Here is a 26,633-nt window from a genome sequence, read left to right as displayed (position 1 = left end):
TCGAGGAAATTACCTTCGTCCGACAAAACGCGGAGGAAATTTAGCCGCAAGTCAAAAAAATCGCGAATAAAAAAAGATATATAACTTTTTTATAATAAGAATTATTTCAAAAAAAGCCCTAAAAGTCAGGTGTTGTAGAGGATATACTATTGGTAACTTTACCAATAGAGATTATATATGTCTAATAAGGAACTAAAGTCTCAAATAGCTAGAATGCAGGCTGAACTGGAAAGACTTGGGGTTGCACAGGTTAGCGAAAAACAGAAATTGGTTGATTTGTTAAAAGATGAAGTAGGTAAAATCGATGCTGAATTAGAAAAATTTGACGAAAAGAAAGCTGAACTTGAGGCTGAGAAACAGGAGATGCAAGATTTGCTCAGCAACCTCGAAAGCGGGGACGATACTCAAAAAGTAGAAGAGGACGATACTCAAAAAGTAGAAGAGGACGATACCCAAAAAGTAGAAGAGGACGATACCCGAAAAGTAGAAGATTCCGGTAAGGAGAGTGAAGAAAATAGTTAATATAAACAAGCGATCGCGTTAGCTTTGTTCTTTAGCAGTTCTTCGCGGCGCGATCGCTTTCGGTTTATGATTGTTAAGAAATCAGAAGCAAAGCTTAGCCAGCGCGACTTAATGTAAAAAGTGGCGAACTTTGGTGAAAACCATCACCAATCCCAACTCATTAGCAGCTTTGATAGAATCCGCATCGCGCATGCTACCGCCAGGCTGCACAATAGCAACAATTCCTGCCGCTGCTGCTGTTTTTACCGAGTCATCGAAGGGGAAGAAACCATCGCTAGCTAGAGTAGCACCTTGCGATTTTTCTCCAGCTTGTTCTAAAGCAATTTTGGCAGAACCGACGCGATTCATTTGACCAGCACCAACGCCTAATGTAGCGCGATCGCGTGTGACTACAATTGCATTAGACTTAACGTGCTTGCAGACTTTCCAAGCAAATAGCAATTCTTCCAATTGTTCTGGTGTTGGTTGCTTCTCGGTTACTACCTGCCAATCGCTAGGGTTTTCTACCGCATCATCTGAATTTTGAGCCAGAAATCCACCAGCGATCGCTTTAATTGTCTGTTGCGGCCCCGACTTTAAATCTGGCAAAATTAAAACTCGCACGTTGGTTTTAGCACCCATAATTTCTTGTGCTTCTGCGTCACAACCAGGCGCTAAAATACATTCCAAAAATGTCTTGGTTAACTGTGTTGCAGTAGCCGCGTCGATAGGATGGTTCAACGCCACAATTCCGCCAAACGCAGAAACAGAGTCAGCATTGAAAGCCTTTTCGTAAGCTTCCGATAAACTATTCCCCAAAGCGACACCGCAGGGATTAGTATGTTTAAGAATAGCCGCTGCTGGCGTATCGGGAAACTCAGCAATAATTCGCCGTGCTGCTTCTAAATCTACTAAGTTGTTGTAACTAAGTTCCTTCCCTTGCAATTTAGTAGCAGCAGAAAAGCCACTTTTCGCCGTCCCACTTTGATACCATGCTGCTGGTTGATGGGGATTTTCACCATAACGTAGAGATTGCAGTTGTTTACCGGAAATTGTAAAGTGTTCTGGTAAATCGCTGGCTGTTTCTTCCTCTTGACTTACCAAGTAAGAAGCGATCGCAGTGTCATAAGTCGCCGTGTGCGAAAATGCGTGTTGGGCACAGGCTTTGCGGAACTCGAAAGATGGAGCCTCCCCATGCTTGTACAACTGCTCCAAGTAAGCGTCGTACTGCACGGGGTTGCACAAAACTGTCAGATATTTGAAGTTTTTTGCAGATGCCCTCAGCATAGCAGGGCCACCTATGTCAATCTGCTCAACTGCGTCTGCTAAGGTACAACCCGGTTTAGCAATAGTTTGCTCAAAGGGATACAGATTAACAACGACTAGATCGATGGGGCGAATCTGCTGATTTTCTAAATCTGCTACGTCCGAAGGTTCGTCGCGACGCGCTAAAATACCGCCATGAATCCGGGGGTGTAGGGTTTTGACTCGTCCTCCTAAAATTTCTGGAGAACCAGTGTAATCGGAAACTTTAGTAACTGGTATCCCTGCCTCTTTGAGTGCTTTGGCAGTTCCACCACTGCTGATGACATCGAACCCAAATTCTTCAACCAGTTTGCGGGCAAATTCAATTAGCCCAGTTTTATCAGATACACTCAGCAGTGCCAGACGCGCCATGAATTAGAAGTCTCCGTTTATCCAACTCTTATTCAGGATAAATGCGATCGCGTAGCGCGTGACATCAATTTTTGATTTTTGATTTTTGATTTTTGATTGAAGGTAAATCGTCGAAAATTGCGATCTTAAGCAATCAACCGCATTGATATGAAAGCACCAACGCGATCGCCTGTAAAAAAACCAAGTAGGGGCTACTTGGATAGCGCCCCTACATTTGGTTTAGCCGCGCAGTTTGGCGGCGTCTGCAATTAGCTGCTGCTGAACGCTGGCGGGAACCTGTCTGTAGTCAGCGAACTCCATAGAGAAATTAGCCATCCCCGAAGAAAGCGATCGCAGCGGTGTCGAGTAACCAAACATTTCCACAAGCGGTATTTCAGCACGGATTGCGGCATAATTTTCTATCGTCTGCGAACCCAGCAGCAAGCCGCGACGAGACGACAAATCACCCTGCACCCGTCCTACAAAATCGTTTGGTGTTTCCACTTCCACAAGCATAATTGGTTCGAGAATAATCGGCGTCGCTTTGGCACATGCTTGTTGGAATCCTTGCTTCGCCGCAACCCGGAATGCCATTTCCGAAGAATCAACGTTATGGTAAGAACCGCCTTCTAGAATTACTTTGACTCCAATAATTGGATAACCAATTAAAAGTCCGCTTTCTATAGCATCGCGGAAGCCTTTTTCGCAAGCAGGGATGAATTGCTTGGGAATCGCACCGCCGACAACTCGGTTCTCGAACACAAAAGGTTCTTCACAAGCTTCAATACGACCAATTACATGAGCATATTGACCGCTTCCTCCTGATTGTTTCCTGAGTTTGTAATCAAAACTTGCCGATTGAGAGACTGTTTCGCGATAGGCTACTGCTGGCGCACCGACGTAGACTTCCGCGTTGTATTCGCGCTTAATTCGCTCGATGTAAATTTCCAGGTGGAGTTCGCCCATTCCCGATATCAATGTTTCCTTAGATTCGGGATCGATGCTGACTCGGAAGGTGGGATCTTCTCGCATAAAGCGGTTAAGCGCCTTGGAAATTTGATCGGCATCGTCCCGTTTTTTGGGCGCGATCGCTAAGGTAATTACGGGTTCTGGTACAAACATTTGCTCTAGAGAAAGGTTTGTTCCTTCCGAGCAAAATGTGTCGCCCGAAGCGCAATCCACACCAAGCAAAGCTACAATTTCTCCAGCCGCTGCACTTTCTACGTGTTCGCGTTTGTTGGCATGCATCTGCACGATTTGGCTGACTTGAAACCGTTGGTTAGTGCGGGTGTTGTAGATCCGTTTTCCCTCGCGCAGCGTACCGGAATAGATGCGAGTATAAGTCAGTTGACCAAACGCATCATCTGTAATTTTGAACGCCAAAGCAACAAGATTTGCGTCTTTATCTGGGTAGACATTAACTTTCTCCTTAGTGCTAATATCAATTGCCGTTACTACTTCCCGATCTTCTGGAGATGGCAGATAAAGGTCTACAGCATCGAGCAGGTTCTGAACGCCCTTATTTTTGAAGGCAGAACCTAAAAGAACTGGTGTCAACTCAAGACTTAAAGTTCCCTTGCGAATAGTTGTCCAAATTATCTCCTTGGGAACTTCTTTGCCTTCAAGCAGCATTTCCATCATTTCTTCTGAAAACATGGAAAGCCGATCGAGCATCTTTACTCGTGCCTCTTTTGCCTCATCTTGTAGGTGTTCGGGAATAAGCTGGCTAACGCGATTTTCGCCTTTTGCTCCTTCAAAGTAATTTGCTGTCATCTCAATTAAATCGATAACGCCAACAAAGTTATCCTCGCTGCCGATTGGATATTGAAGGAGTAGGGGATTTAAATTTAATTTGGCCCTAAGCGCTTGCACAACTCGGAACGGATTTGCACCCGCACGATCCATCTTATTAATGAAGGCAATACGCGGCACGCGATAGCGCTTCATTTGCCTATCGACTGTGATGGATTGCGACTGAACTCCAGCAACGGCGCACAGCACCATAATTGCGCCATCCAGAACTCGCAAAGCACGCTCTACTTCAATTGTGAAGTCTACGTGTCCGGGGGTATCGATTAGGTTGATTTGGATATCATTCCAGATGCAAGTTGTAGCAGCTGAAGTGATGGTGATACCTTTTTCTTGCTCAAGCTTCATGTAGTCCAGCGTGGCAGTATCTCCGCTACCTTTTACTTCCCCAATTTTGTAAATTTTGCCCGTGTAGTAAAGAATCCGCTCGCTTAGTGTTGTTTTACCAGAGTCGATATGAGCAGAAATTCCAATATTACGGATGCGTTTTCGGGGAATCATAGGACAATACTCTGCCTTACCAGAGCGATGAAAAGATATTTGCCACTTGAGCAACTATCTTTATACTACAAAAATACTACAAAATTGTCAATGGTGTATAAAGGAGCAGCGATCGCAAAGTGGCGCGGACGGAGCTTCGCGGTATATGATCTATGGAGCCGGAAATTTTGACCATTATCTAACCGTTGAAAAGTTAACGTGATGCTGACAAATGAAGAAGAACGTGTAGCATTATATTCGCGTGCAGATTTAACTACTGTGCCAAGTGAAGTTACAAAAGATACGAATTTAGAAAATTTAAATTTAAACTGGCGCGAGAAAGAGTTACCTGAAAAGGAACGGACAAAACACGTTCATAGGCTTCATCCATATCTAGGTAAGTTTATCCCCCAATTAGTTGAGATATTTCTGCGAAAATACTTTAGTCCTGGACAAACTGTATTAGATCCTTTTTGTGGCTCAGGTACAACTTTGGTTCAAGCTAATGAGTTGGGAATTAATTCTATTGGTTATGATGTATCGGCTTTTAACGTACTTCTTACTCGTACTAAAACAGCAAAGTATGACTTAGTTAAAGTCCGCAAGGAAGTTATGGATATTTTTAATAAAACTCGTGACATAAGCCAGCCAAAATCCCAACAATTATGCATATGGGAAGAAAGTTCACCAACTTGGCTTTTGAAAGAAACAGATGATCCGTATCTTCAGCAGTGGTTTGCACCGCAAGCTCGTCGGGAGTTATTAGTCTATCGTCAATTGATTGAGTCTGAAGGTTATGAGTATCAAAGTTTACTGAAAATAATACTGTCTCGTTCGGCTCGTTCGGCTCGTTTGACTACGCACTTTGATTTAGATTTTCCCAAAAATCCCCAGACAGAGCCTTACTGGTGTTATAAACATTCGAGGTTATGCCAACCCACCACAGAAGCATTAAAATTCTTGAAGCGATATAGCCTTGATACTATTAAAAGGCTCGAAGAGTTTTCAGTCAGACGCACGGATGCAGTGGCGATCGCCTGTCACGCTGACAGCCGTAAAACTGCACCTCCCCCAATAGATGGGGTAATCACCAGTCCCCCTTATGTCGGTTTAATTGACTACCACGAACAACACGCTTACGCCTACCACTTACTAGGGTTGGAAGATAAACGCGAACGGGAAATTGGAGCCGCGGCTAATGGTTCTAGCCAGAAAGCGCAACGACAGTACCAACAAGACATTTCAGAAGTATTCCGTAATGCGCTTGATTCTATGCCAGCAGGCAGCCGTTTGATTGTAATAGCGGGTGACAAAGCTAATCTTTACGGTCAAATAGCTGATTTTATCGGTGTAGAAGTAGAGGCTATTGTTCAGCGTCATGTCAACAGGAGGACGGGAAGACGTTCTGGTGAGTTTTACGAGTCTGTATTTATCTGGCGGAAACGCTGAAGTATAGGTAAAACATAGCAAAGTAGTGGCAATACGAGGAAGTTTTAAATATGGCTGACCAGCAGCAGATGAAAGCTGCAATCCAAGCAGTTATAAAAAAAATGATGGATAGAGTTATGCACAATGTTTTGCTCAAAGATCCTTTTATTAAAGAAGATCATCGGGCTAAAAAGCCTCTTTATGCAGCTTTAGTTCCTGATGAAATATTCAAAGGTTCTCATTTTGAGAGAAGGTTTGTCACACCCTTTGGTTCAGCATGGGAAACCTTAGCTGTGGTTGCAGCTAACGAAGGGATAGGATATGGCGCTATAAACCATAGCATTCATGGAACAGTAAAAGCCGAGAGATTGAGGCGGATTCAAGAAGTGCTTAACAGGCTAGAACACGCAGTTGGAGGACAAAAAAGAATCAAACCAGATTGGGATACTGAGTTAGCTTACATTCTAGATGGAGATGGCGAAGACATACCCGTTTCTGTAGTTTGTGATGTTTACGCTGAGGATAGAACTAATAATAAAAAGTATGCTTTTGAGCTTAAAGCTCCTCTTCCCAATAGCGATCAAACAAAAGTTAGTAAAGAAAAAATACTAAAACTATACAGTATGGAGCCACTAAAAGTTGATGGAGCATACTATGCGTTGCCATATAACCCATACGGGTGCAAAGAAAATTATGCTTGGAGTTTTCCCGGCAGATGGTTCAATATGCAAGAAGATGAAGTAGTTCTTATAGGGGATCAGTTTTGGGAGAAGATAGGCGGTTTGGGTACTTACCAATCATTCATTGATGCTGTCAACGAAATTGGTAGGGAATACAAAGATAGGATATACAGGGAATTTTTGGGAATTGAACCTCCTGCTGATGCTGACGAAGGTCTGCTGTAGTCTGTAGAATGGGCAATGTCTACTTAACATTTTTGAAAATTATAGTTAAAAACAGGCCCGATGCGAGCGCCCCTTCTGATTATCTATTTTGCAGGTAAGTAAATACTACGCGATCGCACTTTATAAAAAACAAATTTAAAGCGCGATCGCCCCTTCTCATTATCAATTTTACAAGCATAGAGATATTACGCGATCGCCCCCTTATGGCAAAGGGTGGGTTATATTGATAACCCACCCTTTATAAACGGTTCTAAGCCCTAGTTTTAATCAGCCTGAGCTAGGAATTCACCCCAGCAACTTAGCCTAAAGGTAAGTCCTTGTCAGTAGGAGTTATTGGCTTTTGAGCCTCTACAGGCTTGCTGCGTCGATCGACAATCTCTAGTGGGATTGATGCTTTGCCTGTGTCAGGTTCAACTTGCTTCCCAAGGCCAACATCACCAGTCTCCATCGGCTTCTTGTCTGCAACTACCCGTCTTTGGGGTGGCTGGGCAAGGATATTGTCAGATGGCCGCGCCTCTGAAGCTGCGCCTTTTACCTGGTTAGTTACATCTTTGACAGTTGACTTGGCATCAGCCGATGCACTCTTGGCTGCGTCTGCTACAGCAGGCCGTGCATCAGAAGCTGCGCCCTTTACCTGGTCGGTTACATCTTTGACAGTTGACTTGGCATCAGCCGATGCACTCTTGGCTGCATCAGTTACAGCAGGCCGCACATCCGAAGCCGCGCCCTTTACCTGGTCGGTTACATCTTTGACAGTTGACTTGGCGTCAGCCGATGCACTCTTGGCTGCGTCTACCACCGAGGGTCGGACATCCGAAGCCGCGCCCTTTACCTGGTTGGTTACATCTTTGACAGTTGACTTGGCATCAGCCGATGCACTCTTTACTGCGTCTACTACCGATGGCTTGGCCTCATCAACTGTATCTTTGACAGCCTCGGCTACACCTTTGATAGATGGCCTGACATCCTCAGCTGTACCCTTAACGGCTTCGGCTACACCTTTGATAGATGGCCGGATATCGTCAACCGCACCCTGTACCTCTTGGGCTACACCCCGAACGGCTGGCCTGATCTCCTCAGCTGCGCCCCTTACTGTTTCTACAACAGATGGCTTGGCCTCTTGAACTGTATCCTTGACAGTTTCCGCTACATCTTTTATAGATGGCCGGACATCCTCAACTGTATCCTTGACTGCATCTACTGCACCTATTACAGAGGGCTTGGCATCCTCCACGGTATCCTTAACGGCGTCTACTATACCTATTACAGATGGTTTGACATCCTCAGCGGTATGCTTTACAGTCTCCCCTACACCTTCTACAGTGTGGGTGACGCCCTCAGCTACAGTGTTTACTGCATCCACTACACCGTCTACGGTGCGGTTAACAGCCTCAGCTGTACCCCTACCAGCCAAAGCGCCCGCTACTGCGCCCGCTACTGCACCAAACACTCCGCCAACTCTACCACCGACTACCCCGCCAATCGCTGCTCCAGCTAGGCCAGCACCTATGCCTGGGCCTCCTGACAATTCCTCGGGTTGCTCGTTAATTGGGTCAGCATTTTCGTCTTGCTTATCTAAAGGTTGTTTGTTTTCAGTCATAGCCATAATCTCCGATTTGTTAAAAAGGCTGAACGCCTATCTGTTGCAAATTTTTATCTAGGGTCACTCTAACAGTTACAGGCAAGGTATTACACCAAACTAAAGAGATAAATCCCCCAACTCGGAGTCCGTCTGCGGTTATGAATTTTAGGTTTAATAGGATTTCTAGCTTAATTTTTATTAGTTGCCGCACGGCATGGGTTACTAATTATTAAACTCAGATTTATAACTTAAGTACGTTATGGTTAGTAATGTCGCAGGCGCCTGGACGCTTCTTGGGGAGGCTTGCACGGTTCCCGGCTATGGCAATTTTTAAGCAAGCATCGTGGACATTGCCATCATGCGCGATCGCCATTTTTATAAAAACTAACAACTCCAATATAAATGCCCCTATCCTAACTGCGACTCAGGACAGGGGCATTTATATAAATCCAAGGGAGGATTTAGCAATAACCAGATTGTCTCTAGTTAAATAAATTGCTAGAGATGCTCTGGAGAACTTCCAAATTAGAAATCAGCAGGTAAGCAAAGCCAGCGCCGCCAATTCCACCAATCAGAAAATTACTAGCAAACTCATTCCAACCTTCCTGTGTTGAAAGGGAGTCAGAAGGATGGGGATTAGTAATAGTTGCCACTGGTTGGGGAGGATTGCTAGAAGCGTATAGAGATAACGCAATCGTTAAAATGACAATCAAACCAACTGTTGCCAATAAACCAGCCAGATTTGCTACATCTGAATCCCGTAATGGTCCTAGCTTGGCGAAGGGGCCAATCAGCCAATAACCGTGAGCCATACCAATTTCTAGCCCCCGGCGTCCGGGTGATAGTCCTTTGCGATAGGCGGGCAAGTTATTGATGTAAGCTTCTGTGAACCCCGAAGAATTTATCGGTGTCGCTAAATTCCCGTTTTGTGGGTCGCCAGCTACGTGGACAACCTCTTGATTCCTTGGATCTCTTGGCCGATCTTTAGAGTCGCTAATCGCTTGCACTTGCATAACTTTTTTTCCCAATTATATGCAGTCGTGGCATTATTTTAAGGCAGCTTCGTAGCCTAATTCCCAGTCTTTGGGTGTATCTTTAGAAAAATTAATTAATTCTATACACTGTGCTGAATCTTGTCGCTACAAAAAGGCAGAAACTCGCGCTGCCAATCGTGCGGGATAAGTCCTACAACTTTCAACAATCGCGAGTTTCTTATTTTCACTTAGCACTAACCCGTCCAATTTTGATTTTAAATTTTCAATTTTGCATTGAAGACCAAATCTAAAATTGGATTCACTTGACCCTAAACCGCATCAGCTTTACGGCATAGGATGGAAAAGCAGATCGGGGTAGAAGTAGTTAATCACGATCAACAGAACAGCTGTAAGTGACAGCCATACGGTGGCAAGCACTGGCGCCGTGGAAAGATATGTCAGGAAATACTTCAATTGCATGAATCGTTCTCCAAAACTACTTAACTAATAAGGCTGAACTAGCGCGGTGAAACGGGGATTTCATTGTCTTTGGCATATAATTCCCCAGTTAGGAATTCTTTAGTAGCTGCCAAAGGCCAAGTGAAGCCAGATAGCATGATAGGGATCGCCCGAGGAACGTCGATTTTAATTTCTCTCAATTCTGGATTAGCTTCCTTTTGAACGGATTGCAGATAGGCGCGACCTACCCAACCAATCCAACCTGCAATATACAGGAACAGAATGCTAGGAATGATAAAGTCCCCAGCACGATTAAGGCGACCATCCACAATCAAGTGCGGTAAACCTTCTGGGCCGCAGAATGCCTGCGAATAACGCTCAAAACGGTGTTTTGCAGAATCGGGGTCGCCGCCGCTGGTAGGACGGGCATTAGCAGCCCGTTCTTGGAAGGCAGGCGAATCACTACAACGCACTAGCCCAGATACATCATTAGCAGATGCAACTGGGGCAAAGCTCATCCACACACCAACAGCAATAATTAAAGCCAACAATCGTCGCATAGCATTGTTTCCTTTTGTTACGAAACAAAAATTTTTTTGTACAAAACACTGTGCTTGTTTGTACGAAAGCAATCATGTATCGATAGATTAACTTACCAGTGAATGGCGACAGTCTTAGCAATTGAAACAAGTTGTGACGAAACTGCGGTGGCTATTGTTAACAATCGTAAAGTTTGCAGTAACATCGTTGCCTCACAAATCCCTGTGCATCGGCAGTATGGCGGCGTTGTGCCAGAGGTGGCTTCTCGTCAACACGTCGAGACTATTAACGATTGTGTAGCTGAGGCACTCCAAGAGGCCCAGATGGACTGGGCAGAAATTGACGGCATTGCGGCAACCTGTGCCCCTGGTTTAGTAGGGGCGCTGTTGGTAGGTCTAACTGCTGCTAAAACGCTTGCCATTGTCCACCAGAAGCCTTTTGTGGGCGTCCATCACCTCGAAGGTCACATATATGCCAGTTACCTGAGCGAACCAGACTTACAGCCGCCTTTTTTGTGTCTGCTGGTTTCTGGCGGACACACTAGCTTTATTTATGTCAAAGATTGTGGCGTGTACCAAACGCTAGGAGAAACCCGCGATGACGCCGCGGGTGAAGCCTTCGATAAGGTAGCGCGGTTGTTAAATCTGGGTTATCCTGGTGGCCCAGTCATTGACAAGCTGGCGCGAGAAGGAGATGCGCGAGCTTTTCCCTTACCGGAGGGCAATGTTGGACTACCAGGGGGCGGCTATCATCCGTATGATTCTAGTTTTAGTGGTTTAAAAACAGCAGTTTTGCGGCTAGTACAAAAGTTACAGCAGCAGGGCGGTGAGGGGCTGCCTGTGAGGGATATAGCGGCGAGTTTCCAGGAAAGTGTAGCGCGAAGTCTCACCAAAAGAGCGATCGCCTGTTCTTGCGACTATAACCTCTCTACCATTACTGTAGGCGGCGGCGTCGCGGCTAACAGCGGATTGAGGGCGCACTTGCAAGCAGCGGGTGCCAATCGCAACCTGCGGGTGCTATTCCCGCCCCTCAAGTTCTGTACCGACAATGCCGCTATGATCGGTTGTGCCGCATCTGACCATCTAAGTCGAGGCCATACTTCTCCCTTAACTCTGGGAGTACAATCTCGCCTTGCTATTACGGATGTAATGCAGCTTTACCAGGCTTCTGTTTAAATACTGGCTAATTGCTGCTGTTATCTGCGACTTTCTACCTCTGACAACATGGAAAGGCAACGCGATCGCGTTGCCTTTCCAGATGAACTAGCGCCTTTATCGATTCAACCCCTATGTTTCAATCCCTGTTTCAATCCCTAATAGGGATTTTTACAGCGCCCGCTTCACCTTTACAGATCCATGACCGCATTCCCTTAGTTTTGGTGTCTCTAACTCAACTGCAAACCGCTATAACAATTAGGTTTGATTGCTTGCAACGCAGAAACTAGGAAATAATTTCCTCTAAAGCGATCGCGCGGTTTCTTTCTGAAAGGCGTTTCAAATTCAGTTGATTATAATTCTCTACAAGATTTTCTTTTTCTAATAGCTCATAAATTGTTAGAGACAGCAGCACTTCCACTTGATTTGCCCGACTGGCAAGCCATTCATGAGTAGCAGTATCGTTAGGAAAGCGTTCTATACATTCTGTTGTGTAACGGCGAAATTCTCTAACCTCTTTTAAAAGTCGAACCAAATAGCTAGGACACTCGCAAGCTATCATATCTGCTGCGTCGGAAATAGCAACCAGATGCTCGTCCGGAAACTCTAAGGATATTTGAATGGTCTGGCTTTCTTCCACGTTAGCTTCCTGAGAGATAAAGGTATCCATTAACTTCATTAGTTCCTTACTTCTAAACGTGTCTGCTGACACGAGCTTTTCATCAAGTCAATAAGCGCGATCGCAATTGTTATGCCATGCTAGTAGAAAGAGCAATTTGCTTGCGATCCCCATCGTTTTCCTTAAGAATATTAACTTGAAGGGTAGCTTACAAAATCTGCCTTAAGTGTGGTGAACAATTTCCTCTAATCAGCATTTGTCACCTTCCGTCATGAAGTTCGCCCAAAACTCAAACGCTCTACATCTTTTTTTCTAGCATGAATAAGTAATTTATGCTAGACAAGCGAGTAATATCTAATGCTATTAGCATAGCACCAGTACTCCCCAACTTTGGTAATTTTTAGTAGCGCTTATAGGTTTTATATAAGCTGTAATTTAGGTTTTGATTTAGCATTTTTATAGTTGGGGAAATTGGGTTTGCTAGGGGATGCTGGGTTAAGGCAGTGATAAAAAATAACGTTTGTCAGACACGATTTCGCCAAGCGGTAAAGCCTTAGTTTAAGACGCGCCCTTAACCTTAACTTAACCCTCCCTGCTGCACGCACTAAGGCAAAGCAAACTGCCAATGAAAATAAGAATACTTTATGTATTATATATTATAAATATATTAATAAAAATTCCTACTAGCTTTTTTCGGCAACCCAAAATAAAGGGTGAGTAAATAAACCTAAAATAGAAAAATATTTGAGCGAACTATGAGGTTCACAAAGTCAATCTTAAGATGTATGAGCTGCGAGAAAGGTGCGGATGTGACAGGAGACTGCATCTGGCTGTTCAAGCATAGACAGGTGTCCGCAGTCAGGGAGTTGAATCACATTATCGCCACAGCCTTGAAACAGCGGATGAAAACTAGCTAAATGCATCACATACTTAGGTTCCATCACCGTGTCTTTAACTCCGGTAATGAAATAAACAGGTTGTTTTAGCCGGGACACAATTTGGGGTAAGCGGTTGACTTCAGCTTCAGTCGTAGAATCGAGTAATGTCCCCAGCGCCGCGTCCGGGTGAGCGATCGCAAAATCAATCGCACGTTGCCGTCCCCAAGAACGAGCTAAAGGACGCGCCACCATTGCCCGTGCAAACAGCAAATCCATACCAGGCACATACCTTAACCAACGAGGACGCCATTTAAGAATCTGTTGACCCGCAGCCCGAAACCTCTCAAACCCTTCCTTAATGTAAATACCACCGCCAGCATTAACACACACCACTCCCTTAACACACTCAGGCAGAAGGGAAGCTCCCCAAAGACCAATAGTGCCACCTAAAGAGTGACCTATAAGCCAAGCACTAGAAATATTCAACTCCTGCAACAAAATGCCCAAGTCTCCGGCATAGGCAGCGGGCGTGTATAGTGACGCCAAAAGTTCGGCAACACTGTCTGAAGGCAATATCGCTTCTGGCTGCTTCGACATTCCCAAACCTTCTAACCTAGAAGCCTTAAAAAGCTGGGAATCACCAAACCCCCGCAGGTCGTAAGCCAGACATTGATAATCCGGCGATAAGCGGTCAATTAGGGGTTGCCAGTACCGACGGCTTAAGAGCCAGCCGTGTATGAATACTAAAACATGGGGAGAGGAGGTTGGAGCCGTCAACTCGTAAGCGTGCGGAACTCCCTGGATATCTACGGTTGCCATAATTAAATCCTATCCCGGTTAGGGACGCAGGCGTTTTGAAAAGTCTTGCTTCCAATTAACACGAAAGAAATTACAGTTTTGGAGTCTTCAGATAAAAGTCCCCACCACGACAGGCTTTGCGTCACAGGCTCCGCTCAAAGTCTTTAAAACCGTCGTCCTAACAATCGCTGCCTGACGCTTTCAGCAATTTTTTGACCTAGATATTCGGGAATAACGCTTTCATTCGGCCCCAGTAGGTAGAGAATCAGGCGGGTTCGCCCCCGCCAGACTAGCAAATTGGCATTTACCACCAGCAGATCCTCTTGCCAGATAGCGTACATTACCTTATAAAACAGACCAGGCTGGTTGTCTGCCTCGATTAATAGTGCTGGAAGATGGAAAACGGGGTCTACATAAAATTCTGTTTCTACCTGTTCTAAACCAGCGTCGAGATTAAATTCCACCGCCAGCATCTCTTCCACTTCAAACCGCCCTGCCAGAGCTTCCCGAATTGCTCGGCAGACATTTTCTGCTGTTTTGTCTGTTAGTGCTTTGCTACCACGAGATACAACGAGTTTGATAAATACCAGCATGGGTGGCGTGATCTGACCATATAGGCTAAGACTGTGGATTGTCAGCCCATAGGCAGCCAGTACGCCAAAAATATCACTCAGGAGAAAAGATTGGTTGCGGTAAGCAAAATGCAGGGCACTTTTGCTGCCTTCAGGTTTCAGCTCAATCACGGCTCGCTGAGTTTTGTATAGCCGATAGGCTAGTCTGAGGTTTTGTAACTGGATCTCACTGCTGACAAACTGCTCGTAGAACTGAGGAAACGACCGATTAAATCGCTTCAGGAGTTCCAGTGTCGATGATTTCAAACCCGTAGCCATAATAGGGGGTAAGACTCGCTAGCCTGGTTAGACGCATAATAAAACAGAGCCAAATACCCTTTAGCTAAACTCTCCCATACAGTTCGACAAAAAAGCGCTTTCTCTATTAGTCGGATGCATGGGGTTCGTCAGGCTCACAGGTGTTTGCCCCTGAGCCTAAGAATCTCGCTTCAGAAGGGATAGTATAATTTTTATATCTACATGGCTGAAAGCGCTCGGCTTCGTATGGAAACCTTGAAGAGCAATTTTTAGGGTTTGACTCCCGCAAATGCTTGGTTAGGTAAAAATGTTGGGAAGCATGACCGAGTTGTTGTCGTCTTTGCAATAGACTTTCTAGGGGCTGTTTTATTCAAAATATTATGGGGATACTGGATTGGCTCAAAAATAGAGCCGCAATTGAGGTGAGGGGTTATAAACTCCCGTTCGTCTAGTATGTCTAATTTAAGCATTGTAGCCATTTGTGAAAAACATAGAAAAGAGAAGAAAAATGAAGTAAGGTTATGATTCATTACTTCTAAGTCTCTATGACCTAGTAAAGTCCCAGGTAGCTGCGGATAGCTTTTTGAAAGCCCTAGCTCCTGTGTATCAGGAAATCCCATAATCTAGCAAGCACGGGCTTTAATGGATAGACAATTCAGTAAAAGGTAAATTGGACTGAAAGTAGTCATTAAAATGCACAAAAGCCAAGTGGATAAAGGCTTGGTAGTTTAGCCATCAGGTAATGACGTGTAAACAGACGAGTGGAAGTTTTTTCCATAAAATCTGAAACTATTGCCCCCTGCAATTTTTCACTCCAACACCCACTCCCCGTGCTATATCCTTTAAGAGCGTGACCATATGAGGGGGCAATTGTGTTATTATTGCCGAGGACATAAGGTTGGGAAGCCCGCCGCCCGTTGGGTACGGGAAAGTGTCAATATCTTAACCACATCTGCATGGGTTTTTGGAAAAGCTTGTTTAGCGGTTCTGAGGCAACCACCCCGTCAAATGCGACGCAGGTGGGTGAAGACGCTGTTGAAGGTACGAGCGATCGCACTGAAAATGGCCCGAGCATATTTTTTAGCACGGAACGGGAAATCGACCTGTACGAACTCGAAGAATTGTGCGATGCCGTTGGTTGGTCGCGCCGCCCCCTCCGTAAGGTTAAAAAAGCAATTCAACATAGCTTCCTTGTCGTTACAATGTGGCAAAAGCGGGGGACGCAGCGACGTCTGATTGGCTTTGCCCGTGCAACTTCCGACCATGCCTTCAATGCCACTCTCTGGGATGTCGTGGTTCACCCAGATTTCCAGGGCAAAGGTCTGGGGAAGGCTCTGATGAAGTATGCGATTAAGAAGCTGCGGAGCGAAGATATAAGCAACATTACTTTATTCGCCGATCCTCAAGTTGTCGATTTCTACCGGGGTTTGGGCTTTATGTCCGACCCGGAAGGGATTAAGGGAATGTTTTGGTATCCCGACTAATTGTTAGGATTTCATAATATTAAGGATAAACTCTAAAAAATAAGCTATAATTGAGAAATAGCAACGGGATGTAGCGCAGCTTGGTAGCGCGCCTGCTTTGGGAGCAGGATGTCGCAGGTTCAAATCCTGTCATCCCGATTTAATTGGTTAAAAAAGTTCTCAAGTTTCGCTTGGGGGTGCCCCCAGGTTTAACGAGCGATCGCCGTTGACAAGCTTAGGTTTTGCTCGGAGAAATTAAATCGCTTAGATTAATCTGCGCTTGCGACATCAAGAGAGCGTAAATAATCAAAAAGCTAACCCCATTTCTAAAATCCCACTGCCACAGTATCATTTACACTCCCAACCACAATTGAAGGATTTTATAGGCAAGTTTAGACAAATGTGATGCTGAAGAGCGTGAGCTTAAGCGAAGAAGCTAGTGTTAAATTTGTAAGTATTTTGGCGATCGCGTAATCATTAATGGTTAATTAGTCAAACATCAAAATTATTCTTGCTAAATGCTCTCTAAAATTGATTGCGTTGAGACAAGAAGAGCCACAGTTAGACTAAGTGAGGTGCCTCGCAGCCTGTAGAACAACTGCCATGTCTGAGACGCAACAAATTGATGTAGATACAACGCTGCCCGGAACTCTTACCTTGCTCACCGAGTCATAGAAAGCACACAGCCCTGGAAAAGCAAAAATCTAGAGTAATTCTCTTTTACAGGTCGTGCATCTTTCTGCTAAGAAATAGTCAAGGCTCTGCAACGACTTTGTAACTAGGGAGTTAAAGTATCTACATTAGCTTGTCGTCATATAACAACAGAACCGATAAAGTTAATGTGGGAACAATCTTTGACTCGTAGGAACGGGTATATCTTCATCAAGTACTGATAGCTAGGGGGTTGTCGGCAGCAGCACATCAGAAAAGTCGGAAGGTCTGACAACAATCTAAATCTATTCTGGTAGTACAAAGCAATCAAGGTTAAACACTGAGGAAATTATGAAGAAATCATTGGTTCGCTGGAGCGCAACACTGGGTCTACTTGGCACTACCCTAATGGGGTCATCATTGCTCGGCAATATGCCGGCGGTGGCATTGCCAGAAGCTCAGATCATACCAAAGTTGCAACCAGTGCCTGTGTTTACAATTACAGATGCACAAGGAGCGCCCCTGGTTGCTTCTGTGGATAATGGGCCTAAGAAAGGGGCAGTGGCAGGCGTCTTTATCAGCCAGAAGGATGCTCAGGCTTTTATCGACAGACTGAACAAGGAAAAGCCCGATTTGGCTAAAACAGTCAAAGTGGTACCAGTGTCGCTGGCAGAGGTCTACAAACTCGCTCAAGCAAATAAAGATAAAAAAGACGCTCTAGATTTTGCTTACGTGCCCGTGCAGCAGCAAGTGCAATCGGCAGTAACACTGCTACGCCAGAGCGATCCTAAAGTACAGCAATTTGCAGGCGTACCGCTTTTTGCTGCTAGAGGAGGAAAGGATAAGGGATACCTAACGATTCAACAGGACAACAAGCCTGTGATTCCTTTCTTCTTTGATAAAGAGCAATTGCAAAGTATGGTAGACCGCTTCAAGCAGCAACAGCCTGCTATGGCAAGTACGATTGAGATTCAGGTGGTGCCTTTGGAGGGTGTTATTCAAACCTTGAAGAGCAGCAACAATCAGCAGTTGAATAACATTATGCTGATTCCGTCGCGGGAGTCTATGCAATTCTTGCAATCGCTCCCAGCTTCTGGCCCTGCCCAGGCTCGACCCCAACAACGTCGCTAGTAAACAGCAAAAGGCTCAAGCGTCAAGGGCTAGGGAGCGATCGCCAATAAGCTCGCGTCTTTTCCCCGACCCTTGACCCATTCACTATTAACCATGAACCAGGAACCCCATGTTGTTTCAGGTCTGGAACTCTGGCAGTGGCGGCACAAAGCTCGCGAGGCAGCGCGTTCATCTGACATCCCAATCGCTGAAGTAGACTGGTTGCTGCAAGAAGTGGCTGGTCTCGATCGGTTGGCTCTGCGTTTGGAATCTTATAAAGACTTGCCTCAAATCAAACTAAAGCTGCCCCTGCAAGTTTTAACCGATCTGTGGCAGCGACGGATTCGCGATCGCTTGCCAGTTCAATACATTGCTGGTGTTACTCCCTGGCGTAATTTTTCCCTGGCTGTATCTCCGGCGGTGTTAATTCCCCGACCGGAGACAGAGTTAGTTATTGATCTGGTAATTGCTGCTGTTCGCTGCTTCAGCCGCCAAGTTTCTCCACCACTAGAACAAGGACACTGGGCGGATTTAGGGACTGGAAGCGGCGCGATCGCTCTCGGACTTGCAGACGCCTTCCCCGATGCTACTATTCATGCTGTCGATTACAGTCTTGAAGCCTTAGCGATCGCTCAACAAAATGCCCAGCATCTAGGAATGGCCTCTCGCCTTCAGTTTTATCAAGGGTCTTGGTGGGAGCCTTTAAGCTCTCTTAAAGGAAAATTCAGTGGTATGGTGTCCAATCCGCCCTATATCCCCAGCAGCATCGTCCCTTCTCTGCAACCGGAAGTAGTACGCCACGAACCCCACAGCGCACTTGATGGCGGAGAAGATGGCTTGGATTGTATCCGCCATCTTGTAGAGACAGCACCAGAGTATCTTCGACCAGGCGGCGTTTGGCTGATTGAAATGATGGCAGGACAGGCAGCAATTGTCAGCGAATTGCTGCAAAATCAGGGTAGCTACAGCCAGATTCAAATTCACAAGGATTTGGCTGGCATCGAACGCTTTGCTTTAGCTATCATCAATTTCAATTAAAATCTTTTAGAATTTCCTAGCAGTGATTTTTTTGGTAATTAAAAATTAAAAAATATATGAGATTTATAAAAAACTTTTTTTCTAGGGTTCTTTTATTTTTAGATTTTCTGGTATGATTAATGTTATCAATAATGGAAATAGTTGTAAAAATATTATTTAAGCACAGATTTCCATTATTTAATTATACCTTGGCAAGGTGCAAAATTATATTACTAAATGCTACTAATATCGCTAAGCGACAATAATCTAGAAATAACAAATAAAAAATAAGAAATTTTGGATGACGCAGGTTGCGATCGCAGATTTAATAGCAGGAGTACGCGCTGGTAGCTTAGCGAGTTTTCCCACAGATACAGTACCAGCACTGGCTGTTCTACCGGAACGCGCAGATTTAATATTTGCTGCAAAAGGACGAAGCAGAGAAAAACCGTTGATTTTGATGGGGGCTTCGCCAGAAGCACTGTGGCCGTATGTTAAGGGAAGTGCAGAAGAGAAGAAGATCTGGCAGAAAATAGCGGCAAAGTACTGGCCGGGGGCGCTGACATTGGTATTGCCAGCAAGCGATCGCGTACCATTGGCTATGAATCAAGCAGATCCGACAACAATAGGGGTGCGAGTGCCCGATTGCGCGATCGCGCAGAAAATATTGGCTCAAACTGGCCCCTTAGCCACCACCAGCGCTAACCGTTCCGGAGAGGCAGCCTTGCAGACGATGGCAGAAATAGAAACTCAGTTTCCCGACGTTCTCACGCTGGATATTGCTGAGTTGGAATCTGTTAAACGAGTAATTGGCTTACCCTCGACTGTTGTTAAATGGACGGGTAGCGGCTGGGAAATTTTAAGGCAGGGAGGCATAGTTTTAACTTCCGATGGCGGTTTGTAAATTTATCCAGCTTTAGCGCATTTAAAACACAGCATATAAGTTTCGATTTGTAGCAACGCAATAAAGAATTGGTAGTAACGGGTTGAGCTAAAACAATGAGCTGGGACAACTTGGTATATTTGGTTATGGGATTGGGAATAGGCGCTGGCATTAGCTGGGTATTGGGAAGAGAAGCCCCCCGCAGATCCAGGCAACAACAGCACCAACGCCCACAAGGCACTAAAGTTGACGAGGGTAGGATAGTCAAGGAAGCAGCAGTAACCCAAGATTCCCAACCGGATACTGTCGCCGTACCACCACAAGCGGCAGTAAGCCAAGAGGGCGATCGCGATGTTTCTAACTTAACGCCAGAGGTAAGCAGCAAAGACTCTGAGTTAGACACAGATGCCCTTAAGGAGGAACTGAAGCAAACTCAGCTTGCTTACCAGATGGCAAGTGAAATGAGCAAGTTTAAAGCAGGGTTTTTGGCACGGAGTTCCCACGAGTTGCGATCGCCCCTCAGTAGCTTAATTGGCCTGCATCAATTGATATTGAACGATTTGTGCGAAGACCCAAGTGAAGAGCGAGAATTTGTCGCCCAAGCCAACACCTCAGCCATCAAGCTGATGAATTTAATAGACGAAATTATCAGTGTCGCCAAAACCGAACACGGTACTACAAAATTGGATGCTCAGCCTTTGAACTTGGCGGGTGTTTTGCAGGAAGTTTATAACCTGACTCACCTGCAAGCAACTAATCGCAGTTTGCGTCTCCACTTATCGCCCCCAGAGGCAGATATTTACGTGCAAGCAGACCAACGTAGACTGCGACAGGTGCTAGTAAATATGGTGGATGCTGCTATTAGCAAAATGCAGGAAGGGAGCATAAAGATTTCTGCACAAAATGCACCAACATCGGGTTATTTCAACATCTGCATTGATGCCGAATGCCCGCCAGACGTTTGGATTGAGCCAGTGGATTTACTGCAACTCCCGCTTGAGAACAATGAGCAGCCCCGTAAACAGGCAGCATTCTCAACGGGAATGAATTTGTTGATGAATCAGATGCTGATCGAAGTCATGCACGGACGATTGGAAGTGGTGGAAGTACCCCCAGAAGAAGGCTCTGGGGCATCAACACCAGCTAGTTTCACGCGGATGCAGTGTTCTGTGCCCCTAGCGCCTAGTGAGACTGCATAACAGAGGCAGGCACAGAACCAGTCAACGGCTTGTTATTGTGAAGCACCATCGTGGTACTTGGGTTGCTAAATTCAAAACCGATGCGTGCGTAAAAACCCTGTTGATAGGTAGTCAGCAGGTAGACGCGCTCTACTCGATTCATGCGTGGATGGCTGAGAAGTGTTTGTATTAACTTGCGTCCGAGTCCGCTACCTTGGTAGTCCGGGTGAATGAGGACATCCCAGATAGTGGCTCGGTAAACGCAATCTGAAGTAGCTCTGGCAAATCCAATGAGGCGGTCTGCATCCCAGACGCTGACAACAGGATCGCTGTTAGCGATCGCTATGGCTAAATCCTCAATTTGCCTATTTTGTGCCCAGAACGCAGTAACTCGAAACAGTTCCTTGAGTTGCTTGAGGTCAACCTTTGATTTTTCCTGACAAAAATGAATATGACGGTCATCCATCGTCATCAATAACCTAGAGTCTAGTACTGGGTCATTCTACTAATCAAAAAGCTGGATATTGGTGTCCGATCGCACGAAAAAGTTATGAGCGATGAGTTATGAGTTTTGAATTAATAACTCATCACTCATAACTCTTCCACCAAACTAACTGTGCAACCACCGAGCGGCATCTTTAGCGTGATAGGTGAGAATCAAGTCAGCACCAGCACGTTTAAAGCCAGTTAAGGTTTCCATAACCACTCGCTCTTCGTCAATCCAACCGTTGAGAGCAGCTGCTTTAACCATAGAATATTCGCCAGAGACATTGTATGCGGCGACTGGCAAATTGCTTGCTTCTTTGACGCGCCAGATAATGTCCATATATGCTAAAGCTGGCTTAACCATCAGCATATCCGCGCCTTCAGCGATGTCGAGGTGAATTTCTTTGAGGGCTTCGCGGACATTGCCGGGGTCCATTTGGTAAGTGCGGCGATCGCCAAACTGCGGCGTTGATTCGGCTGCATCGCGAAATGGGCCATAATAAGCTGAGGCATACTTAGCGGCGTAGGAAAGAATCGGCGTATCTTCATAGCCAGCCTCATCTAGTCCCACTCGTATTGCCTGCACGAAACCATCCATCATCCCAGATGGCGCAATAATATCAGCACCCGCCTTAGCTTGAGATACGGCTGTTTTCTTCAGCAACTCCAGGGTCGGATCGTTCAGCACCCGCCCAGTCAAATCCCCCACTTGCAAATAGCCGCAGTGACCGTGACTGGTGTACTCGCACAAGCAAGTATCAGCTATTACAACCAAATTTGGCACCGCACTTTTAACGGCTGTGGCAGCTTTTTGGACAATGCCGCAATCGTGCCAAGCGCCCGTTGCGTCTGCATCTTTATCAGCGGGAATGCCAAACAAAATGATAGCTGGGATGCCCAAGTCGTAGACTTCTTTTGCTTCTTCCACAATTTTGTCTACCGATAATTGGTAGACTCCGGGCATGGATTTAACCTCTTTGGCAATTCCCTCGCCCGGAACGGCGAATAACGGGTATATTAAATCGCTCGTAGTAACAACAGTCTCCCGCACCATACGGCGCAGATGGGGTGAAGTGCGGAGGCGGCGGGGGCGATGAGTTGGGAACATAATCTAGTTTTGAGTGCTTGGCTTCAAGGTTTTTGTTTTTTAGGGACGGCTTTTAGAGACGCTGATTTACTGCGTCTTATGGAATTTGGCCGACAGCCTTAATTAAAACCGCCCTAAGCGAGTTTTGAGTTAATTAGCTAGAAAGTAGAATTTTCTAAAGCTCAGAAACCCGCCTTCTTTGAGAAAACGGGTTTCTTGAACTATTATCTCAGGGACGGGCAAGTTGCCGATCCCACAACAAAAGTTTATAACTGCGGTGGTTAAACAGCAGCCACAGCGGGTTCAGTTTGTTCAGCGGCGGGTGCGGGCAAGGGGTAAACACTTACCTTCTTGCGAGTTCTATCTTTGCGCTCGAAAGTCACCACACCATCAATAAGGGCAAACAAGGTGTCATCCTTGCCAATACCTACATTATTGCCGGGGTGAACTTTAGTGCCGCGCTGACGGATTAGGATGTTGCCAGCTTTAACTTTTTGACCGCCCCAGCGCTTGACGCCTAGACGCTGGGCATTAGAGTCGCGCCCGTTGCGCGTACTGCCTGTACCTTTCTTATGAGCCATAATTTCCTCTAAGTTTTGTACTTTCTCTATTATTCAGCAACCGTCTGAGCATCTGGCTCATCAGCTACCACGCTAACAGCAGCCTGTTGTGCTTCGTCTGCCTCAATGGTTTGGGCGTCTGGCTCATCAGCTGCGGGGATTGCGGCTGATTGTTGTTCGGTAGCGATCGCCGTTCCATTCATGCTAATGGAGTTAATCATCAGTTGGGTGATTTCCTGGCGATGCCCGCGCTTTTTGCGGGTTTTCTTTTTGGGCTTCATCTTATAAACGATGATTTTTTTGCCCCGGCGGTGACGCATCACCGTACCTTCTACCGTCGCACCCTCGATGAATGGTTGACCGATGGTGATGTCGTCGTTGTGGTGAACGAACAAAACTTTATCGATCGTAACTTGCACGTCTGGATCTACGTGAAGTAGTTCGATCTCGTAAAAGCGGCCTGGTTCGACTCGCAGCTGTTTGCCGCCCGTTTCAATAATTGCGTAACTCATCAAATTGTCCTAGTGGTTGCCGTACAGGTAGCTAAATGGGGTATGGGAGAGTTTTGAGTTTTGAGTTTTGAGTTTTGAGTATAAATTTTTAACTTTTAACTCTTGCAAGTGCCTAGCCAAAGACGCGATCGCCTTGGCCTAAGAAAATCGGCATCTATACAAAACTCCTAACTTTGACCAACAATCAATCACCAACTACCAAGCCCCAAGCAGCTTTTGGAATGTCTCAACCTGATCCGAGCAGGAATAGACAGACAATCTACCATTATCGGTAATTATATGTAAATGTGTCAAGCGATCGCGAGCCAATATTTCGAGATCGGCTAGGCACTATGTCATCAGCACCCGGAGGTAGAAATCGCAACGGAACTGCAAAAGTTCTGCAAGTTTCTAAACACCGATGTGGGGAAATTATGGCAGGCGATAGAGGCGATGGCTTTAGGCAATTTTAGATTTTAGATTTTAGATTTTTATTTTGGAAGCCCTACAAATAGTTAGTTTCAGAACTTCAACTCCACAATCCTAAAACCAAATGATGTTAATGGGTTAGGTTTGCTTTATCAGAAAAGTATAAGTTAGCGAAGCGGTTGTTGCAGAGTTTTGCATCTTATGTCAAGAAATCGGCTTGTTATAGTTGTTGATTAAAGGTGTCAAGCGCAGAAATTAAGGGAAAAGAACTAATGGAAACGACGCTAGAGAAGGTGTTGAAGGTGTTTAAAACTCCTGTCCCGGAATTATTTGGGCGAAAACACGATGCGATCGCCGATTTAACCGAGACATGTAAGACAGTGTTGGATCTGGGGATCGCTCTGGGTCTAGGAGCGCTGGCTTCACCCATAGCTCCCATTGTCTCAGCTGGGCTGCCGTTTGTGTGGATTAGTACGCGGCTGCTAAAGCGTTTTCACGACAAGCGAGAGCAGGATAGAACCCTTGGAGACTGCGTAAAGATAGCATCTACATTAGCTTATCTAAAAAGTTTAGAAAAATTGCTAGAAAAAACTGACTTTTGGACGCCGCTTAGTGTAAAAAATGTTTCCGAAACATTGCAACAGCAGGCTGAAAATCTGGAAAATTTTCAATTAACTGAGGATCAAGCTGAAGAAGTGATTGTCTGCTTCCATGAATCGGAATTAGCAAAAGCTTTTAATCAATTGTTGTCCAATAATCTGCAACAAGCCGGAATTAATCAAAATGAGGCTGAAATTGTAACAGAGCGGGTTTCTCGCAATACCCACCGTTATCTAAATCAATCCTTAGCTGAGGCGGGGAATGCAGTTAAGACGCTGGCTCAATTGTACCGCGATGGCTGGCGCAAGGAACTGGAGAAATACGAGAGCATCGAGGAATATCTGCAAGAGATTGCGGCCAAACCTAAAGAGAAAGTTTTTGCTGAAGAATTCACGTTTAGAGATATTTATGTACCGCTGAAGGCTAAGCCAGTTGATCAAAAGGGCGATGTAGATAAAAAGGCAGCAGCTTTTGATTTAGAGAGTTGGGCAAAAGGTATTCTCAACACTAGCCAAAACCAGGATAACGTAATGTTTATCCAAGGGGGGCCAGGTCGCGGTAAGAGCGTCTTTTGTCGGATGTTTGCCGATTGGGTGAGACAGAATTTGCATCCAATTTGGACGCCCGTGTTAATTCTATTGCGAGATATACCCCAATTGCAGTCGAGTTTTAGACAAACATTGCGAGAAGCAGTGAAACCCGATTTTGCTGCCAGCGATGATGGCTGGCTAACAGATAGAAATACGCGATATTTGTTTTTGTTGGATGGTTTTGATGAATTGCTAATGCAGGGCAGAACCAGCGGCGGGTTAGAAGAATTTATGAGCGAAGTGGGGCAATTTCAACTGGATTGCCAACAGTGCAAAGACATGGGGCATCGCGTTTTAATTACTGGCAGAGCCTTAGCTTTGCACAGCATTGAACCCGATATGCCACACAATCTGGAGCGAGTGGAAATCCAGCCGATGGATTACCAACTCCAGCAGCAGTGGTTTACTAAATGGTCGGCACAATTTGGAGAGGGTACGACTTCAGCATTTCAGCAATTTTTGCAAGATTCGCGCTGTCCAGATAGAGTGCGGGAATTAGCAGAAGAACCGCTATTGCTTTATCTATTAGCAGCAATGCATATAGACGGCGAATTAACGGTTGAAATGTTTGAGGGAGCCAGCAGTATTAGGGCGAAAATTTTAATTTATCAAAAATCTTTGCAATGGGTACTAATTAAACAACGTCCAAAAACGCTAAACCGACAGCTGACAAAAATGGAAACAGACGGTTTAGCGCGCATTCTGTCAGAAGCCGCGCTATGTGTAGTGCAGTCTGGCGGTGAATGTGCGGCGCTGCAAATGGTGGAGGAGCGCATCCAGGATAACGGAAATGCAGCTACATTAATTCAACAAGCACGGGAGAGATGGGGAGATGACGCGCTAAAAAATGCCTTGGCTGCTTTTTACCTTCAGCCAACTGCGGGCGATAAGGGTGGATCAGTAGAATTTGCCCACAAGAGTTTCAGCGAGTTTTTGTTTGCCCAGCGGTTGAAAGAAAGCCTGGAAGAATGGACAGAACCGGGCAGAAAAGGTGAAGAATTTATCGTCAAGAATGATCAGATGGCTTGGAAAATATACGATCTACTGGGTTACGGTGGGCTAACGCCAGAGATTGTTGAATACCTGATGGAGTTGCTAACTGCGAATCAGCAATTTCAAGCATTGCAGCTATTCAAACGTCTGGAAAATTTCTATCTTCGTTGGTGCGATGGGGAATTTATTGATATACCAGTTGATATACCCGAAGGAACTTTACCCCAAAAAAAGACGCGACAACTGCAAAAGCAAGGAATCCAGTTAGGACAGCGCCAGGTTGATGTTTATGCTGGGCTGAACGTGATGATTTTGTTGCTGGAGTTGAATCCCACATTCCGCACCCACAACTGTCACACATCAGCAAAAGGGGATGGAAGAGTACAAATGAACTAATGAGAAACCAGAATAAACAGGCTTAATGATAATAAGTGGCATTAAGC

General features: G+C 45.4%; 24 protein-coding genes and 1 tRNA gene. 11 read left to right on the top strand and 14 right to left on the bottom strand.

Translation table 11 applies throughout. The features are described from left to right. Window positions 1-177: 177 nt before the first annotated feature. Complete coding sequence (locus H6F77_RS12320; RefSeq protein ID WP_190488860.1) at window positions 178-522, top strand: hypothetical protein; 345 nt, start codon at window positions 178-180, stop codon at window positions 520-522. A 108-nt stretch (window positions 523-630) separates the two neighbouring features. Here H6F77_RS12320 and purH read toward each other — a convergent pair whose 3' ends face one another. Then, on the bottom strand, window positions 631-2,178 hold the full coding sequence (purH, locus tag H6F77_RS12315) for a bifunctional phosphoribosylaminoimidazolecarboxamide formyltransferase/IMP cyclohydrolase (protein ID WP_190488856.1): 1,548 nt from the start codon (window positions 2,176-2,178) through the stop codon (window positions 631-633). Window positions 2,179-2,397: 219 nt separating this feature from the next. Next, the gene (gene fusA / locus H6F77_RS12310) at window positions 2,398-4,467 is read right to left on the bottom strand and encodes an elongation factor G (RefSeq protein WP_190488854.1); all 2,070 of its coding nucleotides are present in this window, start codon (window positions 4,465-4,467) and stop codon (window positions 2,398-2,400) included. Between the two features lie 201 nt (window positions 4,468-4,668). Here fusA and H6F77_RS12305 point away from each other — a divergent pair, with 201 nt between their 5' ends. After that, window positions 4,669-5,895 (top strand): DNA methyltransferase, encoded by a 1,227-nt coding sequence (locus tag H6F77_RS12305; protein ID WP_190488852.1) that lies wholly within the window; start codon window positions 4,669-4,671, stop codon window positions 5,893-5,895. Window positions 5,896-5,945: 50 nt separating this feature from the next. Then, entirely contained in the window at window positions 5,946-6,779 is an 834-nt protein-coding gene (locus H6F77_RS12300) for a TdeIII family type II restriction endonuclease (protein ID WP_190488850.1), read from the top strand. Between the two features lie 298 nt (window positions 6,780-7,077). Here the strand turns inward: H6F77_RS12300 and H6F77_RS12295 are convergent, their stop codons facing one another. The 5 genes from H6F77_RS12295 to H6F77_RS12275 all read right to left on the bottom strand — a co-directional run bounded on the left by H6F77_RS12295 (window position 7,078) and on the right by H6F77_RS12275 (window position 10,354). Continuing rightward, window positions 7,078-8,379, bottom strand: coding sequence for a phage tail family protein (locus tag H6F77_RS12295; protein WP_190488845.1), 1,302 nt, complete (start codon window positions 8,377-8,379; stop codon window positions 7,078-7,080). A 223-nt stretch (window positions 8,380-8,602) separates the two neighbouring features. After that, window positions 8,603-8,758 carry a hypothetical protein gene (locus H6F77_RS12290; RefSeq protein WP_190488840.1) on the bottom strand — a complete coding sequence of 52 codons (156 nt, stop codon included), beginning with the start codon at window positions 8,756-8,758 and terminating at the stop codon, window positions 8,603-8,605. A gap of 85 nt (window positions 8,759-8,843) precedes the next feature. Next, window positions 8,844-9,374: a photosystem I reaction center subunit XI gene (locus H6F77_RS12285; RefSeq protein ID WP_190488838.1), complete on the bottom strand. Its 531-nt coding sequence runs from the start codon at window positions 9,372-9,374 to the stop codon at window positions 8,844-8,846. Between the two features lie 306 nt (window positions 9,375-9,680). After that, window positions 9,681-9,815, bottom strand: coding sequence for a photosystem I reaction center subunit IX (locus tag H6F77_RS12280; protein ID WP_190488836.1), 135 nt, complete (start codon window positions 9,813-9,815; stop codon window positions 9,681-9,683). A 38-nt stretch (window positions 9,816-9,853) separates the two neighbouring features. Next, window positions 9,854-10,354, bottom strand: coding sequence for a Photosystem I reaction center subunit III (locus H6F77_RS12275; RefSeq protein ID WP_190488834.1), 501 nt, complete (start codon window positions 10,352-10,354; stop codon window positions 9,854-9,856). A 102-nt stretch (window positions 10,355-10,456) separates the two neighbouring features. Between H6F77_RS12275 and tsaD the strand changes: the two genes are divergently transcribed. Beyond that, complete coding sequence (gene tsaD, locus H6F77_RS12270; RefSeq protein WP_190488832.1) at window positions 10,457-11,509, top strand: tRNA (adenosine(37)-N6)-threonylcarbamoyltransferase complex transferase subunit TsaD; 1,053 nt, start codon at window positions 10,457-10,459, stop codon at window positions 11,507-11,509. Window positions 11,510-11,774: 265 nt separating this feature from the next. On the opposite strand, the gene H6F77_RS12265 is transcribed toward tsaD, so the two are convergent. The 3 genes from H6F77_RS12265 to H6F77_RS12255 all read right to left on the bottom strand — a co-directional run bounded on the left by H6F77_RS12265 (window position 11,775) and on the right by H6F77_RS12255 (window position 14,673). Further along, window positions 11,775-12,200, bottom strand: a complete 426-nt coding sequence (locus H6F77_RS12265; protein ID WP_190488830.1) for a hypothetical protein — start codon at window positions 12,198-12,200, stop codon at window positions 11,775-11,777. Window positions 12,201-12,883: 683 nt separating this feature from the next. Beyond that, complete coding sequence (locus tag H6F77_RS12260; RefSeq protein ID WP_190488828.1) at window positions 12,884-13,804, bottom strand: alpha/beta fold hydrolase; 921 nt, start codon at window positions 13,802-13,804, stop codon at window positions 12,884-12,886. A gap of 143 nt (window positions 13,805-13,947) precedes the next feature. Further along, complete coding sequence (locus H6F77_RS12255; RefSeq protein ID WP_190488826.1) at window positions 13,948-14,673, bottom strand: ACT domain-containing protein; 726 nt, start codon at window positions 14,671-14,673, stop codon at window positions 13,948-13,950. 935 nt (window positions 14,674-15,608) lie between these two features. Here H6F77_RS12255 and H6F77_RS12250 point away from each other — a divergent pair. From H6F77_RS12250 to H6F77_RS12225, 6 genes are all read left to right on the top strand, one after another. Continuing rightward, a complete protein-coding gene (locus H6F77_RS12250; RefSeq protein WP_190488824.1) occupies window positions 15,609-16,136 on the top strand; it encodes a GNAT family N-acetyltransferase in 528 nt (175 codons plus the stop codon). A 64-nt stretch (window positions 16,137-16,200) separates the two neighbouring features. Further along, window positions 16,201-16,274: transfer RNA gene (locus tag H6F77_RS12245), tRNA-Pro, on the top strand. An 843-nt stretch (window positions 16,275-17,117) separates the two neighbouring features. Continuing rightward, complete coding sequence (locus tag H6F77_RS12240) at window positions 17,118-17,897, top strand: Tic22 family protein (protein WP_190488822.1); 780 nt, start codon at window positions 17,118-17,120, stop codon at window positions 17,895-17,897. 93 nt (window positions 17,898-17,990) lie between these two features. Continuing rightward, window positions 17,991-18,914 carry a peptide chain release factor N(5)-glutamine methyltransferase gene (gene prmC / locus H6F77_RS12235; protein ID WP_190488820.1) on the top strand — a complete coding sequence of 308 codons (924 nt, stop codon included), beginning with the start codon at window positions 17,991-17,993 and terminating at the stop codon, window positions 18,912-18,914. Between the two features lie 280 nt (window positions 18,915-19,194). After that, entirely contained in the window at window positions 19,195-19,797 is a 603-nt protein-coding gene (locus H6F77_RS12230; RefSeq protein ID WP_190488818.1) for an L-threonylcarbamoyladenylate synthase, read from the top strand. Between the two features lie 95 nt (window positions 19,798-19,892). After that, entirely contained in the window at window positions 19,893-20,975 is a 1,083-nt protein-coding gene (locus H6F77_RS12225) for a sensor histidine kinase (RefSeq protein WP_242022112.1), read from the top strand. Here the strand turns inward: H6F77_RS12225 and H6F77_RS12220 are convergent. The 4 genes from H6F77_RS12220 to rplU all read right to left on the bottom strand — a co-directional run bounded on the left by H6F77_RS12220 (window position 20,959) and on the right by rplU (window position 23,599). Beyond that, window positions 20,959-21,420: a GNAT family N-acetyltransferase gene (locus tag H6F77_RS12220; protein WP_190488973.1), complete on the bottom strand. Its 462-nt coding sequence runs from the start codon at window positions 21,418-21,420 to the stop codon at window positions 20,959-20,961. The genes H6F77_RS12225 and H6F77_RS12220 overlap by 17 nt on opposite strands. A 144-nt stretch (window positions 21,421-21,564) precedes the next feature. Beyond that, the gene (gene hemB / locus H6F77_RS12215) at window positions 21,565-22,548 is read right to left on the bottom strand and encodes a porphobilinogen synthase (protein WP_190488816.1); all 984 of its coding nucleotides are present in this window, start codon (window positions 22,546-22,548) and stop codon (window positions 21,565-21,567) included. A 260-nt stretch (window positions 22,549-22,808) separates the two neighbouring features. Then, entirely contained in the window at window positions 22,809-23,108 is a 300-nt protein-coding gene (gene rpmA / locus H6F77_RS12210; protein ID WP_190488814.1) for a 50S ribosomal protein L27, read from the bottom strand. A 29-nt stretch (window positions 23,109-23,137) separates the two neighbouring features. Further along, window positions 23,138-23,599, bottom strand: a complete 462-nt coding sequence (rplU, locus tag H6F77_RS12205; RefSeq protein WP_190488812.1) for a 50S ribosomal protein L21 — start codon at window positions 23,597-23,599, stop codon at window positions 23,138-23,140. Between the two features lie 680 nt (window positions 23,600-24,279). On the opposite strand from rplU, the gene H6F77_RS12200 reads away from it, so the two are divergent. Further along, a complete protein-coding gene (locus tag H6F77_RS12200; protein WP_190488810.1) occupies window positions 24,280-26,586 on the top strand; it encodes an NACHT domain-containing protein in 2,307 nt (768 codons plus the stop codon). The last annotated feature ends 47 nt before the right edge of the window (window positions 26,587-26,633 follow it).

It is taken from the genome of Microcoleus sp. FACHB-831 (assembly GCF_014695585.1).
GTDB lineage: Bacteria > Cyanobacteriota > Cyanobacteriia > Cyanobacteriales > FACHB-T130 > FACHB-831.
Note: the sequence above shows the minus strand (reverse complement) of the source record. Positions and strands in the feature narration are given on the sequence as shown.

Coding starts and splice junctions, on each gene's coding strand:
- H6F77_RS12300 (WP_190488850.1), top strand. CDS start 5,946: ATGGCTGACCAGCAGCAGATGAAAGCTGCAATCCAAGCAGTTATAAAA.
- H6F77_RS12225 (WP_242022112.1), top strand. CDS start 19,893: ATGAGCTGGGACAACTTGGTATATTTGGTTATGGGATTGGGAATAGGC.
- H6F77_RS12250 (WP_190488824.1), top strand. CDS start 15,609: ATGGGTTTTTGGAAAAGCTTGTTTAGCGGTTCTGAGGCAACCACCCCG.
- prmC (WP_190488820.1), top strand. CDS start 17,991: ATGAACCAGGAACCCCATGTTGTTTCAGGTCTGGAACTCTGGCAGTGG.
- rpmA (WP_190488814.1), bottom strand. CDS start 23,108: ATGGCTCATAAGAAAGGTACAGGCAGTACGCGCAACGGGCGCGACTCT.
- H6F77_RS12260 (WP_190488828.1), bottom strand. CDS start 13,804: ATGGCAACCGTAGATATCCAGGGAGTTCCGCACGCTTACGAGTTGACG.
- H6F77_RS12240 (WP_190488822.1), top strand. CDS start 17,118: ATGAAGAAATCATTGGTTCGCTGGAGCGCAACACTGGGTCTACTTGGC.
- H6F77_RS12320 (WP_190488860.1), top strand. CDS start 178: ATGTCTAATAAGGAACTAAAGTCTCAAATAGCTAGAATGCAGGCTGAA.
- H6F77_RS12255 (WP_190488826.1), bottom strand. CDS start 14,673: ATGGCTACGGGTTTGAAATCATCGACACTGGAACTCCTGAAGCGATTT.
- fusA (WP_190488854.1), bottom strand. CDS start 4,467: ATGATTCCCCGAAAACGCATCCGTAATATTGGAATTTCTGCTCATATC.
- H6F77_RS12220 (WP_190488973.1), bottom strand. CDS start 21,420: ATGGATGACCGTCATATTCATTTTTGTCAGGAAAAATCAAAGGTTGAC.
- H6F77_RS12280 (WP_190488836.1), bottom strand. CDS start 9,815: ATGCAATTGAAGTATTTCCTGACATATCTTTCCACGGCGCCAGTGCTT.
- H6F77_RS12230 (WP_190488818.1), top strand. CDS start 19,195: ATGACGCAGGTTGCGATCGCAGATTTAATAGCAGGAGTACGCGCTGGT.
- rplU (WP_190488812.1), bottom strand. CDS start 23,599: ATGAGTTACGCAATTATTGAAACGGGCGGCAAACAGCTGCGAGTCGAA.
- H6F77_RS12295 (WP_190488845.1), bottom strand. CDS start 8,379: ATGACTGAAAACAAACAACCTTTAGATAAGCAAGACGAAAATGCTGAC.
- H6F77_RS12200 (WP_190488810.1), top strand. CDS start 24,280: ATGGAAACGACGCTAGAGAAGGTGTTGAAGGTGTTTAAAACTCCTGTC.
- purH (WP_190488856.1), bottom strand. CDS start 2,178: ATGGCGCGTCTGGCACTGCTGAGTGTATCTGATAAAACTGGGCTAATT.
- tsaD (WP_190488832.1), top strand. CDS start 10,457: ATGGCGACAGTCTTAGCAATTGAAACAAGTTGTGACGAAACTGCGGTG.
- hemB (WP_190488816.1), bottom strand. CDS start 22,548: ATGTTCCCAACTCATCGCCCCCGCCGCCTCCGCACTTCACCCCATCTG.
- H6F77_RS12305 (WP_190488852.1), top strand. CDS start 4,669: ATGCTGACAAATGAAGAAGAACGTGTAGCATTATATTCGCGTGCAGAT.
- H6F77_RS12285 (WP_190488838.1), bottom strand. CDS start 9,374: ATGCAAGTGCAAGCGATTAGCGACTCTAAAGATCGGCCAAGAGATCCA.
- H6F77_RS12275 (WP_190488834.1), bottom strand. CDS start 10,354: ATGCGACGATTGTTGGCTTTAATTATTGCTGTTGGTGTGTGGATGAGC.